The sequence below is a fragment of the Streptomyces sp. NPDC037100 genome (assembly GCF_055606225.1).
Genome location: NZ_JBVJSX010000010.1, coordinates 1 through 13,457 on the forward strand (window position 1 = coordinate 1; position 13,457 = coordinate 13,457).

Consider the following 13,457-nt stretch of genomic DNA (forward strand, 5'->3'; position numbering starts at 1 on the left):
CCTTCGGTCTTGCGTTTCCGACTCTATCAGATCTTTCCGATCCGATTTCCTCGGTGCTTTCCAGGTTCCCGCTTCCGCGTTTCCCTTTCCGGCGGCTCCGACTTTATCAGAAGTTTCTGAGTCGGATTCCCTCCCCGGCCGGGCATGGCCACCGTGCCTGAATTGGCGCGGGTGCCCCGTCGGGAGGAGTTGTAAACCTACTGGAGCGGGGCGCCTCGATGCAAATCGAGGCGCCCCGCTCCCCGTTGGCCCGGGCTCAGGCCCGACGGGCCGTCAGACCTCCACCACCACAGGCAGGATCATCGGCCGGCGCCGGTAGGTGTCCGAGACCCACTTGCCCAGCGTGCGGCGCACGAGCTGCTGGAGCTGGTGGGGTTCCACCACGCCGTCCTGGGCGGAGCGTTCGAGCACTTCCGTGATCCTGGGGGCCACGTCGGCGAAGGCGGAGTCCTCGATGCCGGAGCCGCGGGCCTGGATGTGCGGGCCGCCGGTGATCTTCCCCGTGGACGAGTCGATGACCACGAAGACCGAGATGATGCCCTCGTCACCGAGGATCTTGCGGTCCTTGAGGGCCGGCTCGCCCACGTCACCGACCGAGAGGCCGTCGACGTAGACGTATCCCGCCTGGACCTTGCCGGAGATCTTCGCCTTGCCCTCGACGAGGTCGACGGCGACGCCGTCCTCGGCGATGACGATGCGGTCGTGCGGGACGCCGGTCAGAGCGCCCAGCTCGGCGTTGGCCCGCAGGTGGCGCCATTCGCCGTGCACCGGCATCAGGTTCTTCGGGCGGCAGATGTTGTAGAAGTACAGCAGTTCGCCCGCGGAGGCGTGGCCGGAGACGTGGACCTTGGCGTTGCCCTTGTGGACCACGTTGGCGCCCCAGCGGGTGAGACCGTTGATCACGCGGTAGACCGCGTTCTCGTTGCCGGGGATCAGGGACGACGCCAGGATCACCGTGTCGCCCTGGACGATGCGGATCTGGTGGTCGCGGTTGGCCATGCGGGACAGGGCCGCCATCGGCTCGCCCTGGGAGCCCGTGCAGACCAGGACCACCTCGCTGTCCGGGAGGTCGTCGAGCGTCTTGACGTCCACGACCAGGCCGGGGGGAACCTTCAGATAGCCCAGGTCCCGCGCGATGCCCATGTTGCGGACCATGGAGCGGCCGACGAAGGCGACACGGCGGCCGTACTCGTGTGCCGCGTCCAGGATCTGCTGGATGCGGTGCACGTGGCTGGCGAAGCTCGCGACGATGATGCGCTTGCGGGCGCCGGCGAAGACCTGGCGCAGGACGTTGGAGATCTCCCGCTCGGGCGGGACGAACCCCGGCACCTCGGCGTTCGTCGAGTCCGAGAGGAGGAGGTCGATGCCCTCTTCGCTCAGGCGTGCGAACGCGTGGAGGTCCGTGAGGCGGCTGTCCAGCGGGAGCTGGTCCATCTTGAAGTCGCCGGTGTGGACCGCCATGCCCGCCGGGGTCCGGATGGCCACGGCCAGCGCGTCGGGGATGGAGTGGTTGACCGCGATGAACTCGCAGTCGAAGGGGCCGATGCGCTCGCGGTGCCCCTCCACCACCTCGAGGGTGTAGGGGCGGATGCGGTGCTCCTGGAGCTTGGCCTCGATGAGGGCGAGGGTCAGCTTGGAGCCGATCAGCGGGATGTCCGGCTTCTCGCGCAGGAGGAAGGGGACGCCGCCGATGTGGTCCTCGTGCCCGTGCGTGAGCACGATGCCCTCGATGTCGTCGAGGCGGTCCCTGATGGACGAGAAGTCCGGCAGGATCAGGTCGATGCCGGGCTGCTCCTCCTCGGGGAAGAGCACGCCGCAGTCGACGATGAGAAGGCGGCCGCCGAATTCGAAGACCGTCATGTTCCGGCCGATTTCGCCGAGGCCGCCGAGCGGGGTGACACGCAGGCCGCCTTCGGGGAGCGGCGGGGGCGTGCGGAGTTCGGGATGCGGATGACTCAAAAGACTCTCCTCACCACGCACGCCACGTACCGGTGGGGCACGTGGCGCGCGTGACGTTCGTGCAGAAGCAGTTGTCTGTGTGGGGTGCGCGGGCACCGGTGGCCCGCTTATTCAGTTGTGAAGCAGTTGCGCGAGGGCCCGCGCGAAGTCTGATGTCAGAGCTGTACCCCGCCGGCGGCAAGATCGATCTTGAGTTGCTCGATCTCCTCGGGCGCGCATTCGACCATGGGAGCGCGCAGTGGCCCGCCGGGCAGCCCCTGCAGGGCGAGTGCCGCCTTGGTCGTCATCACGCCCTGGGTGCGGAACATGCCGGTGTAGACGGCGAGCAGCTTCTGGTGGATCTCGGTGGCCTTCTGGACGTCGCCCGAGGTGTACGCCTCGACCAGGGCGCGCAGCTCGGGGGTGACGACGTGTCCGACGACCGAGACGAAACCGACCGCACCGACCGAGAGCAGGGGCAGGTTCAGCATGTCGTCGCCGGAGTACCAGGCGAGGCCGGAGCGGGCGATGGCCCAGCTGGCTCGGCCGAGGTCGCCCTTGGCGTCCTTGTTGGCGACGATGCGTGGGTGCTCGGCGAGGCGGACGAGCGTCTCGGTGCTGATCGGGACGCCGCTGCGGCCGGGGATGTCGTAGAGCATCACCGGAAGGCCGGTGGTGTCGGCGACGGCCGTGAAGTGCCGGTAGAGGCCTTCCTGCGGCGGCTTGTTGTAGTACGGGGTCACGACGAGCAGGCCGTGTGCGCCGGTACGCTCCGCCGCCCGGGCGAGTTCCATGCTGTGGTGGGTGTCGTTGGTGCCGACTCCGGCCACGACGTGGGCGCGATCGCCGACCGCCTCCAGGACCGCCCGTACGAGATCCGCTTTCTCCGCGTCGCTGGTGGTCGGGGACTCGCCCGTGGTGCCGTTGATGACCAGGCCGTCGTTGCCTGCGTCCACCAGGTGGGCGGCGAGCCGCTGCGCGCCGTCGAGATCGAGTGCGCCGTCCGCCGTGAAGGGCGTGACCATGGCGGTGAGGACCCGCCCGAAGGGGGTCTGCGGAGTCGAGGTCGGAGCCATGGGTTACACGCTACTCGTTGCTCAGGACCGGGTCTGCCCGCGGGGCAGGCGACAAGTCGTGACAAAGGTGGAGCCCGGCACTGCCTGCTCGGGGGTTCAAGCAGTGCCGGACCCGTTTGATCAGGCTAGATGAACTTCTCCAAATGCCGCAATACGGACACTTCGCACGGCTGAACCGTACATCTGTACCTGATCGGGGAACCGGGGCGCGCTACGGCGCCACGCGTCCGTTCGCGTTGAAGGCGGCGTAGGTGAGCGGCATGAGCCGCGACCACTCGGCCTCCATCTTCTCGCCGACCATCTCGATCTCGCGCTGCGGGAAGGACGGCACCTTCGCCAGCTCGTGCTGGGTGCGCAGGCCGAGGAAGTGCATCAGCGAGCGGGCGTTGCAGGTGGCGTACATCGAGGAGTACAGGCCGACCGGCAGGACCGCACGGGCCACCTCGCGGGCGACGCCGGCGGCGAGCATCTCCTGGTAGGCCTCGTACGCCTGCCGGTACGAGTCCTCCATGACGCGACCGACCAGCTCCTGCTGGGCCTGGGTGCCCTCGACGAAGACGTACTTGCCCGGGCGGCCCTCCTGGACCAGCTTGCGGGACTCGTCGGGGACGTAGAAGACGGGCTGGAGCTCGCGGTAGCGGCCGCTCTCCTCGTTGTACGACCAACCGACGCGGTGCCGCATGAACTCGCGGAAGACGAAGATCGGGGCGCTGATGAGGAAGGTCATCGAGTTGTGCTCGAAGGGGCTGCCGTGCCGGTCCCGCATCAGGTAGTTGATCAGGCCCTTGGAACGCTCGGGGTCCTTCTTCAGCTCGTCCAGGGACTGCTCGCCCAGGGTCGAGACGCGGGCGGCGAAGAGGACGTCCGCGTCGGACGCGGTGTGCTTGACCAGCTCGACGGTCACGTCACTGCGGTAGCTGGGCTTGAGGTCGTCGGCGGGGGTGTCGGTCACGGTTGGCAGGGCCTTCCCATCTCGTCGTGTGGCGACGCCACTCTACGGCCCGGCCGATTCGGTGCGATCGGTGCCGTGCCGCAATGAAGTCGGTGAAACAGGGCACCTCTGAGGGAGTTCGTTCGTCTCTACAGACGAAAGTGATCCGTTCCACCCTTGAAGGAGACATACCCCTGATGTTCGGTCGGCGTGAACCCGTACCGTTTGCCTTCGTCGCCGAGGCCGACAGGTTCCGCAGCAATGTCACTCCCCCACCGCGCGAGCGGTCGTCCGTCGGTCAGATGGCCGGGCGTTGGCTGCTGGGGCTCACCATCGTGGCGGGGCTCGTGGGGTCCCTCGTCATCGGGACGCCCGCGCTGACGCCCGACAAGACGGCTGATCAGCCTCAGCAGTCGCAGGCGTCCGACAAGCGCTGAATCGCACCGGGCCGGCGGTGACTCCATCCGGCCCCCCGCCAGTGGTGACCGGGGACACAGATCGGTAGCCTCACCGGGCACAGCCCACGCATGGATCGAGTGAGGACCAGCCGTGCCCCTGCCCTTCCTGACGGCCGACCGCGTTTTCGAGGCGGCGGACGACGTTCCGTTGCCGCACGAAGACCGTGACCGCTGGCGGCGTCCGTACCGGCCCGGGCCGTGGCGCGTCGTGGTGGCCGCGCTCGCGCTGCTGCTCGCCTCGTTCGTGCTGTTCGCGGCGGTCATCATCGCCGCGACGGCTCAACTCGCCTCGGCGGCGCTGGTGTTCGGCCTGGCGCTGCTCGTCATCGCCGCGGCGCTGCGGCTGCTGCGCGTGGGCGTGTGGGTCAGCGCGCGCGGGCTGCGGCACGTGGGTTTCCTCACGACGCGTACGGCGTCCTGGGAGCAGGTCGCCTCCGTGCGGACGGTGCAGCAGCCGGTGCGCTGGCTGGGGCTGCCCCGGACCGTGCAGGGGCAAGCGCTGCTGCTCGGGCGCCAGGGCCGGGACGCGGGCGATGTGCCGCCCCTGATGACCACGCACAACGCGGACTTCCTGGGTCGCGCGGAGGCCTTCGACCGGGCGGCCGACTCGGTCGAAGCGTGGGCCGAGGACTACGGCCCGCGCTGACATCCAAACCCTCATGACACAGGGGCCGGACCGTGAGAAAACGGTCCGGCCCCTGCGTCATGAGTGGGCAGCGGTTCAGGCCGCTTCGGGCTGCTTGCCGTCATGCAGGGCGATCGCGCGCTGCATCGCCTTGCGGGCGCGCGGGGTGTCACGGGCGTCGTGATAGGCGACGGCGAGGCGGAACCAGGCGCGCCAGTCGTCGGGGGCGTCCTCCGTCTCGGCCTTGCGCCGGGCGAAGACCTCGTCGGCCGAGTCACGGTCGATGCGCCCGCTGGGGGTGCGTCGCAGTTCGTCGACGGGCAGACCGCCCTCGGCGTCGAGTTCGGTGGCCAGTTGATTGGCCCTGCGGGCGAACTGCGTGTTCTTCCACAGGAACCACAGGCCGATGACCGGCAGGATCAGCACGGCGACGCCGAAGGTGACGGTGAGGGGCGTGCCGATCTCGATGAGCAGGACGCCGCGGCTGCCGACCAGGACGAAGTAGACGACCAGGACGGCGGCGGTGAGGGCGTAGGTGAGCTTCGCGCGCATGACGGTCAGGGGCTCAGTTCAGATCCAGGAAGTGTTCAAGGCCGAACGTCAGGCCCGGGGTGCTCACCACGCGGCGGGCGCCGAGCAGGATGCCCGGCATGAAGCTGCTGTGGTGGAGCGAGTCGTGCCGGACCGTGAGGGTCTCGCCCTCGGCGCCGAGCAGGACCTCCTGGTGGGCGAGCAGTCCGCGCAGCCGCACGGCGTGCACCGGGACGCCGTCGACGTCGGCGCCGCGGGCCCCGTCGAGGGCGGTGGCCGTGGCGTCGGGGGCCGGGGCGGTGCCCGCGGCGCGGCGGGCTTCGGCGATCAGCTGGGCGGTGCGCGTGGCGGTGCCGGAGGGGGCGTCCACCTTGTTCGGGTGGTGCAGCTCGACGACCTCGACCGACTCGAAGTAGGGGGCTGCGAGCTGCGCGAACTTCATGGTGAGGACGGCGCCGATGGAGAAGTTCGGCGCGATGAGCACGCCCGTCTCAGGGGAGGCGGACAGCCAGCCGTTCAGCTGCGCGAGGCGCTCGTCGGTCCAGCCGGTGGTGCCGACGACCGCGTGGATGCCGTGACCGACGCAGAACTCGAGGTTGGCCATGACCGAGTCGGGCGTGGTCAGTTCGACCGCGACCTGGGCGCCGGCTTCGGTCAGCGTCTCCAGCTTGTCGCCCCGGCCGAGGGCGGCGACCAGTTCCATGTCCTCGGCGGCTTCGACGGCTCGTACGGCTTCCGAGCCGATCCGGCCCTTGGCGCCGAGGACCGCCACGCGCAGCTTGCTCATCTCTTGTGCTTCCTTCACCAGGGGATTGTCAGGCGACGGCGTCGTTGAGGCGGGCCGCCTGTTTGTCCTTCAGCGGGCCGATGACCGACAGGGAGGGCCGCCGTCCCAGGATCTCGCGGGCGACCTCGCGGACGTCGTCCGGGGTGACCGACGCCATCCGCGACAGCATGTCGTCGACGGACATCTGCTCGCCCCAGCACAGCTCGCTCTTGCCGATGCGGTTCATCAGCGCGCCGGTGTCCTCCAGGCCCAGGACCGTGGAGCCCTGGAGCTGGCCGATCGCACGCCCTATCTCGTCGTCCGAGAGGCCGTGCTCGGCGACCTGGTCGAGCTCGTCGCGGCAGATCTTCAGCACGTCGTGCACCTGCGAGGGCCTGCAGCCGGCGTAGACGCCGAACAGGCCGCAGTCGGCGAAGCCGGAGGTGTACGAGTACACGCTGTAGGCCAGGCCGCGCTTCTCGCGGACCTCCTGGAAGAGTCGGGAGGACATGCCACCCCCGAGGGCGGTGTTCAGCACGCCCAGGGCCCAGCGGCGCTCGTCCGTGCGGGGCAGGCCCGGCATGCCGAGCACGACGTGCGCCTGCTCGGTCTTGCGGTCGATGAGCTCGACGCGGCCCGCGGTGCGCAGGGCACGCTTGCCGGTGCGCGGGGCGACCGGGTCAGCGGCCGGGTCCTTGAAGGCACCGGCCTTCTCGAAGGCGGCGCGGACCTGCCGGACGACCTTGGCGTGGTCGATGTTGCCGGCGCAGGCGACGACCAGGTGGGTCGGGTCGTAGTGCTTCTTGTAGAAGCGGCGGATGCGGTCGGCGGTGAGGGCGTTGACGGTGTCGACCGTGCCGAGGACCGGGCGGCCGAGGGCGTTGTCGCCGAACATCGTGTGCGCGAACAGGTCGTGCACGCAGTCGCCCGGGTCGTCCTCGGTCATGGCGATCTCTTCGAGGATGGCGCCCCGCTCGACGTCGACGTCGTCCTCGCGGATGAGCGAGCCGGTCAGCATGTCGCAGACGACGTCGATGGCCAGCGGCAGGTCGTTGTCGAGCACGCGTGCGTAGTAGCACGTGTACTCCTTCGCCGTGAACGCGTTCATCTCGCCGCCGACCGCGTCCAGCGCGGCGGAGATGTCCAGGGCCGACCTGCGGCTGGTGCCCTTGAAGAGCAGGTGCTCCAGGTAGTGGGTGGCGCCGTTCAGGGCCGGGGTCTCGTCGCGGGAGCCGACGTGCGCCCAGATGCCGAAGGTCGCGGAGCGGACCGAGGGCTGGGTCTCGGTGACAATGCGCAGGCCGCCGGGGAGGGTGGTCTTGCGGACCGTACCGATGCCGTTCTCACCCTTGATCAGGGTTTGGGTACGGGCGACGGCCCGCGCCTCCGAGGAGGTGCGGGCCGTCGCCTGGAAGCCACGGGGCGTCACTTGTCGCCGTCGTCCTTCTTCTCGTCGTCGTCTTCGCCCTCGATGACCGGGATCAGGGAGAGCTTGCCGCGGGAGTCGATCTCGGCGATCTCGACCTGGACCTTCGCGCCCACGCCGAGGACGTCCTCGACGTTCTCCACGCGCTTGCCGCCGGCGAGCTTGCGGATCTGCGAGATGTGCAGCAGACCGTCCTTGCCCGGGAGCAGCGACACGAACGCGCCGAAGGTGGTCGTCTTCACGACCGTGCCCAGGTAGCGCTCGCCGACCTCCGGCATGGTCGGGTTGGCGATGCCGTTGATCGTGGTGCGGGCGGCCTCGGCGGACGGTCCGTCGACCGCGCCGATGTAGATCGTGCCGTCGTCCTCGATCGTGATGTCGGCGCCGGTGTCCTCCTGGATCTGGTTGATCATCTTGCCCTTGGGGCCGATGACCTCGCCGATCTTGTCCACGGGGATCTTGACGGTGATGATCCGCGGGGCGTTCGGGGACATCTCGTCCGGCGTGTCGATCGCTTCCATCATCACGTCGAGGATGTGGAGGCGGGCGTCACGGGCCTGCTTGAGGGCCGCGGCCAGGACGGAGGCCGGGATGCCGTCCAGCTTGGTGTCGAGCTGGAGGGCGGTCACGAAGTCCTTCGTGCCGGCGACCTTGAAGTCCATGTCGCCGAAGGCGTCCTCCGCACCCAGGATGTCGGTGAGGGTGACGTAGTGGGTCTCACCCTCGATCTCCTGGGAGATCAGGCCCATGGCGATACCGGCGACGGGGGCCTTCAGCGGCACACCGGCGTTCAGCAGCGACATGGTGGAGGCGCAGACCGAGCCCATGGACGTCGAGCCGTTGGAGCTCAGCGCCTCGGAGACCTGGCGGATCGCGTAGGGGAACTCCTCGCGCGTCGGCAGGACCGGCACCAGGGCGCGCTCGGCGAGGGCGCCGTGGCCGATCTCGCGGCGCTTCGGGGAGCCGACGCGGCCGGTCTCGCCGGTGGAGTACGGCGGGAAGTTGTAGTTGTGCATGTAGCGCTTGCGGGTCACCGGGGAGAGGGTGTCCAGCTGCTGCTCCATGCGGAGCATGTTCAGGGTGGTGACGCCCAGGATCTGGGTCTCGCCACGCTCGAACACGGCGGAGCCGTGGACCCGCGGGATGGCCTCGACCTCGGCGGCCAGGGTGCGGATGTCGGTGACACCGCGGCCGTCGATGCGCTTCTTCTCCTTGATGACGCGCTCACGGACCAGGGTCTTGGTCAGCGAGCGGTACGCGGCGGAGATCTCCTTCTCGCGGCCCTCGAACTCCGGGAGGAGCTTCTCGGCGGCGAGCGCCTTGACGCGGTCCAGCTCGGCCTCGCGCTCCTGCTTGCCGGCGATGGTCAGCGCGGAGGCGAGCTCCGGCTTGACGGCGGCGGTGAGGGCCTCGAGAACGTCGTCCTGGTAGTCCAGGAAGATCGGGAACTCGCCGGTCGGCTTGGCGGCCTTGGCGGCGAGGTCCGACTGGGCCTTGCAGAGCACCTTGATGAAGGGCTTCGAGGCTTCCAGACCGGCGGCGACGACCTCTTCGGTCGGCGCCTCGGCGCCGCCCTCGACCAGCTTGATGGTCTTCTCGGTGGCCTCGGCCTCGACCATCATGATCGCGACGTCGCCGTCCTCCAGGACGCGGCCCGCGACGACCATGTCGAACGCGGCGTCCTCGAGCTCGGTGTGCGTCGGGAAGGCCACCCACTGGCCGCGGATCAGCGCGACGCGGACGCCGCCGATCGGGCCGGAGAAGGGCAGGCCGGCCAGCTGCGTGGACGCGGAGGCGGCGTTGATCGCCACGACGTCGTACAGGTGGTCGGGGTTGAGCGCCATGATCGTGGCGACGACCTGGATCTCGTTGCGCAGGCCCTTCTTGAAGGAGGGGCGCAGCGGGCGGTCGATCAGGCGGCAGGTGAGGATGGCGTCCTCGGAGGGACGGCCCTCACGGCGGAAGAAGCTGCCGGGGATCTTTCCGGCGGCGTACATCCGCTCCTCGACGTCCACCGTGAGGGGGAAGAAGTCGAGCTGGTCCTTGGGGTTCTTGGAGGCGGTGGTGGCCGACAGCACCATGGTGTCGTCGTCCAGGTACGCCACGGCGGAGCCGGCGGCCTGCTTGGCCAGGCGGCCCGTCTCGAAACGGATGGTGCGGGTACCGAAGGCGCCGTTGTCGATGACGGCCTCGGCGTAGTGGGTCTCGTTCTCCACTAGTGTTATCTCCTCGTCTTCGTCCCGTCGCTGCCCGTGTGGCAGGGGGACGGTTGCGGAGAAGCGCTCCGGGCTGTGCGGGCCGGTCTTCGATCGAAGCACCCGGGGCTCGCTTCCCCCGGGGGCCACTACCGAGGACCGGCGGCGGCTAGGTGCGCCTCTCCTCTTCTTGTTGTGCTGTGTCGTCCTTATTGCGTTGTGCTACCACACTACAAAGCAGTGGTGACACTCCGCACGTACAGCAAAGGGAGCGGTCCCCTTTCCTTCGGGAACCGCTCCCCTCACGGCGTCTTACTTGGCGCCCGCCGCACCGCGGCGGATGCCGAGGCGGTCGACCAGCGCACGGAAGCGCTGGATGTCCTTCTTCGCCAGGTACTGGAGAAGGCGGCGACGCTGACCCACCAGGATCAGCAGACCACGGCGGGAGTGGTGGTCGTGCTTGTGGGTCTTGAGGTGCTCGGTCAGGTCCGAGATGCGGCGCGAGAGCATGGCGACCTGGACCTCGGGGGAGCCGGTGTCGCCCTCCTTCTGGCCGAACTCGGTGATGATCTGCTTCTTCGTAGCGGCGTCGAGCGGCACGCGTACTCCTCGTAGTCTGTGATGGCCACCGAGTGCCCCCGGTCTGTGTCTCGGGGGAGCTTCCATGACTCGGAAGGCGGGGATCCGCTGGGCGCGGCCTCCAGAGCGGTGGGCTCCGGGGGTGCGTACACAAACGGCCGTCGGCCATCGTACCAGGCGACCGGGGTCCCCTTTGCCCTGGTCTTTCGAACCTCCCGGCCGGAGCGGAGCGGGCCACTAGGGTGAGCAGATTCGGATCGTTCGTACGTCGGGAAGGGGTCGCTGCGGCATGGCGGAGACGGCTGAGGAGATCAAGGCGCGCAAGGAGCGGGAGCGGGACGAGCTCTACGCCCTCGACATCTCCGGTGTCGAGTGGCACAGCGCGCCGGGCACCGAGGCGCACGAGGAGCGGGTCGAGATCGCCTATCTGCCCGAGGGGGCCGTGGCGATGCGGTCGTCGCTCGACCCGGGCACGGTGCTGCGCTACACGGAGGCGGAGTGGCGGGCGTTCGTGCTGGGGGCTCGGGACGGGGAGTTCGATCTTGAGCCGGGGGCGCACACCACAGGCCCAGCCCCGGAGTGACTCGCGGGTGCGGTGACCCGTACAGCGAGCTGTCGGATGTTTCCGACAACTCGGTGATCGAGCCACCGCAGGTGGCGTGTCCTACTGCGGGGTATGGGGTCCCGCAGTAGGCGAGTACCTGCCGCCGTCCCTCCACCGCTGGACTCGGACACCGGCGCCCGGCAGGGTCCCGCCCACGCGACGAACCCACACCACCCCGCAGGCTTCCGCGGGGGAGGCTCGTAGCTCGTGGTCGAGAGTGGCGGTCGGAGGGGCTGTCGGCGGTTTGGGCACGACCAGGGTGGCGCCGAGCCGGTAGCTCTTCGTCCTGCACGCGAAGACCTGGTCCTGGCGAATCTCGTTCTAGTGAGGCCGGAGCAAGCAGATCGACGGCTTCGTTGCAGGCCTGGTTCAACCGTGTGCGCCCTGTAGGAGGCGGAGCCTTCAGTCCGTTGCTCAGCCTCCCAGGGCCGGGCGGCGCGGATGTTGCTTCCGGCAGCCGGAGGAGGGGAACGACCCCCCTCAGGATGCAAGGCGCAGGCCTCGAGCTTCGCCGGGCCGTCCCGTCCAGGCACCCGGAAGCACGCGTTTTCAGCCGGTCATGGAGCGCACCCGCGCGTACACGTCGAAGACGGCCAGAGCCAGAGGGATCAGGGTGAGCAGGACCAAGCTCTCGGCGATCTCCAGGAAGCGGCCCCAGAAGGGGGTGACACCACGGCGGGGCGCGATCAGGCCGATCGTGGTGGCCAGGGCAGTGGTCGCGGCGACCGCCGCAGCGAGCCACACGCTGCGGATGTCGAGAGCGTTCGTGTCTCCCAGGAAAGCGTCTTGCCAGTACTCCTGCGGAGGGTTGAGAGCGAGCCCGAGGCCGAGGAAGACCAAGGAGGCCAGCCCCGCAGCGAGAGTGGCACCGACTTGAGCCGTGTAGCGGAAGAGGTTCGCGCGCATGAGCATGGCGATGCCGGTCGCAAGGGCGAGGAGCTGGGCCCACACGTTGCTGGAGAAACCGAGGACGATCGACGCGCCCACAGCGACGAGCGCGCAACCCCCGACAAGCCCGACAAGGAGCTCGTGGCCACGGCGGACCTGGGCCGCGATGCGCTCGATGTCGACGGGCTCCTGCGGTGCGGGCTCGCTCGACGCGTAGCTGCCGTGGGAGTGGTTGGGCGCGTCGAAGCCGATGGGCAGCCGTGCGAAACGCATGGACAGTCCCGGCAGGAAAGCGAGCGCGCTGACAGCGAGCGGTGCGCAGATGGCGGCCGTCTCGATCGGCGTCAGGTCTTCGAGCATCGCGATGAACGTGGCCAGCATGCCGATCGCCGAGGCGAAGACGAAGGCCACGAAGGGACCGTCGCCGCCGGGCGCGACCACGGTGAGTACGAGCGAGGCCACCAGAACGGCCGCGCAGGCCAGCAGGAACTGGAGCTTTCCGATGCCCTGCCCTTCGGAGAGCGCCAGCAGCCCGGAGCCCGCCACGCCGACGTTCGGCAGAGCGCCCAGACCGAGGGCGATCGCGGAAGCCCTGTCGTCGTACACCCGCGCGCGTACGCACGCGATGGTCGTCAGCAGGATGCCGGTGACGCCCGCGACGATGCCCTGGAGGCTGTTCATGTCGTGGTGGATCTGGGAGCTCCAGGCCACGAACGCGAGGAGCATGGGCAGGATGCCGCCGGCGACGAGGCCCGCGGCGCGCGTGAGTTCACCGTTCCACAGCGTGCGGTCGCGGGTCACCGCGGCGGCAACCGCCTCGGAGACGTCGTCGAGGACAGCAGGCGGCAGAGACTCGGAGAACGGGCGCAGGGCGAGCAGTTCGCCGTCGAGGATGCGCTGCGCCGCGAAGGAACGGGCGCCGTCGAGCACGGTGCCGTCACGGCGTACGAGGTGATAGCCGACGGGCGCGCCCTCATCTGGGCTCTGCTGGGAGAGCCGCAGGATCTCCGGGTAGAGGTCGGCGATCGGTACGTCGTCGGGCAACGCCACATCGATCCGGCTGTCGGGCGCCACGATGGTGACCCTGCAGAACCCGAACCCCATGCCCACTCCCGAAGGAGCTCCGGTACCCGGTGCGCCGCTCGCGCCGGCCGGCGCGGAGGCCGTCATGCTCACCTGCTGTTCCCCCTCGTCGGTGATGGGGGCGGACAACGGAGTCGCCGCCCGAGTCCGCCCGTATAGATATTGTGTGAATCGCACCGCTGCATCGGCGATCGCCGCTGCGGTGCCCGGAACTCGCGGCACCCGCTTGGTCCGTACGTCAGGGATTGCACCGCATTTCCCAGGACGATTCGCAACTGCTCACACGTCTCTTGGGCACCCTACCGCCCGTCGCTGTCAGTGATTGTCAGTAGGATCACCGTTCGCGATCGACGTTCG

The 13,457-nt window shown here is 69.1% G+C and carries 12 protein-coding genes; 3 read left to right on the forward strand and 9 right to left on the reverse strand.

Annotation, left to right across the window (positions count from 1 at the left end):
* Positions 1-273: 273 nt before the first annotated feature.
* The 3 genes from ACZ7EG_RS28745 to thyX form a co-directional block, all read right to left on the reverse strand.
* Positions 274-1,959: a ribonuclease J gene (locus ACZ7EG_RS28745; RefSeq protein ID WP_471084977.1), complete on the reverse strand. Its 1,686-nt coding sequence runs from the start codon at positions 1,957-1,959 to the stop codon at positions 274-276.
* A gap of 155 nt (positions 1,960-2,114) precedes the next feature.
* Complete coding sequence (gene dapA, locus ACZ7EG_RS28750) at positions 2,115-3,014, reverse strand: 4-hydroxy-tetrahydrodipicolinate synthase (RefSeq protein WP_471084980.1); 900 nt, start codon at positions 3,012-3,014, stop codon at positions 2,115-2,117.
* A gap of 211 nt (positions 3,015-3,225) precedes the next feature.
* Positions 3,226-3,966, reverse strand: coding sequence for an FAD-dependent thymidylate synthase (gene thyX, locus ACZ7EG_RS28755; RefSeq protein ID WP_033313015.1), 741 nt, complete (start codon positions 3,964-3,966; stop codon positions 3,226-3,228).
* Positions 3,967-4,142: 176 nt separating this feature from the next.
* Between thyX and ACZ7EG_RS28760 the strand changes: the two genes are divergently transcribed.
* Entirely contained in the window at positions 4,143-4,382 is a 240-nt protein-coding gene (locus ACZ7EG_RS28760) for a hypothetical protein (RefSeq protein WP_351641730.1), read from the forward strand.
* Positions 4,383-4,494: 112 nt separating this feature from the next.
* The gene (locus ACZ7EG_RS28765) at positions 4,495-5,049 is read left to right on the forward strand and encodes a hypothetical protein (RefSeq protein WP_471084984.1); all 555 of its coding nucleotides are present in this window, start codon (positions 4,495-4,497) and stop codon (positions 5,047-5,049) included.
* 75 nt (positions 5,050-5,124) lie between these two features.
* Here the strand turns inward: ACZ7EG_RS28765 and ACZ7EG_RS28770 are convergent, their stop codons facing one another.
* From ACZ7EG_RS28770 to rpsO, 5 genes are all read right to left on the reverse strand, one after another.
* A complete protein-coding gene (locus tag ACZ7EG_RS28770; protein ID WP_471084987.1) occupies positions 5,125-5,580 on the reverse strand; it encodes a hypothetical protein in 456 nt (151 codons plus the stop codon).
* Positions 5,581-5,593: 13 nt separating this feature from the next.
* On the reverse strand, positions 5,594-6,346 hold the full coding sequence (dapB, locus tag ACZ7EG_RS28775; protein WP_471085691.1) for a 4-hydroxy-tetrahydrodipicolinate reductase: 753 nt from the start codon (positions 6,344-6,346) through the stop codon (positions 5,594-5,596).
* Between the two features lie 28 nt (positions 6,347-6,374).
* Entirely contained in the window at positions 6,375-7,754 is a 1,380-nt protein-coding gene (locus ACZ7EG_RS28780) for a M16 family metallopeptidase (protein ID WP_471084990.1), read from the reverse strand.
* Positions 7,751-9,967: a polyribonucleotide nucleotidyltransferase gene (locus ACZ7EG_RS28785; protein ID WP_471084993.1), complete on the reverse strand. Its 2,217-nt coding sequence runs from the start codon at positions 9,965-9,967 to the stop codon at positions 7,751-7,753. Before ACZ7EG_RS28785 ends, ACZ7EG_RS28780 begins: the two co-directional genes overlap by 4 nt.
* 291 nt (positions 9,968-10,258) lie before the next feature.
* Positions 10,259-10,546, reverse strand: a complete 288-nt coding sequence (rpsO, locus tag ACZ7EG_RS28790) for a 30S ribosomal protein S15 (protein ID WP_003993372.1) — start codon at positions 10,544-10,546, stop codon at positions 10,259-10,261.
* A 268-nt stretch (positions 10,547-10,814) separates the two neighbouring features.
* On the opposite strand from rpsO, the gene ACZ7EG_RS28795 reads away from it, so the two are divergent.
* The gene (locus ACZ7EG_RS28795; protein ID WP_471084996.1) at positions 10,815-11,108 is read left to right on the forward strand and encodes a DUF397 domain-containing protein; all 294 of its coding nucleotides are present in this window, start codon (positions 10,815-10,817) and stop codon (positions 11,106-11,108) included.
* Positions 11,109-11,678: 570 nt separating this feature from the next.
* Here ACZ7EG_RS28795 and eccD read toward each other — a convergent pair.
* Complete coding sequence (eccD, locus tag ACZ7EG_RS28800; RefSeq protein ID WP_471085694.1) at positions 11,679-13,187, reverse strand: type VII secretion integral membrane protein EccD; 1,509 nt, start codon at positions 13,185-13,187, stop codon at positions 11,679-11,681.
* Between the last annotated feature and the right edge of the window lie 270 nt (positions 13,188-13,457).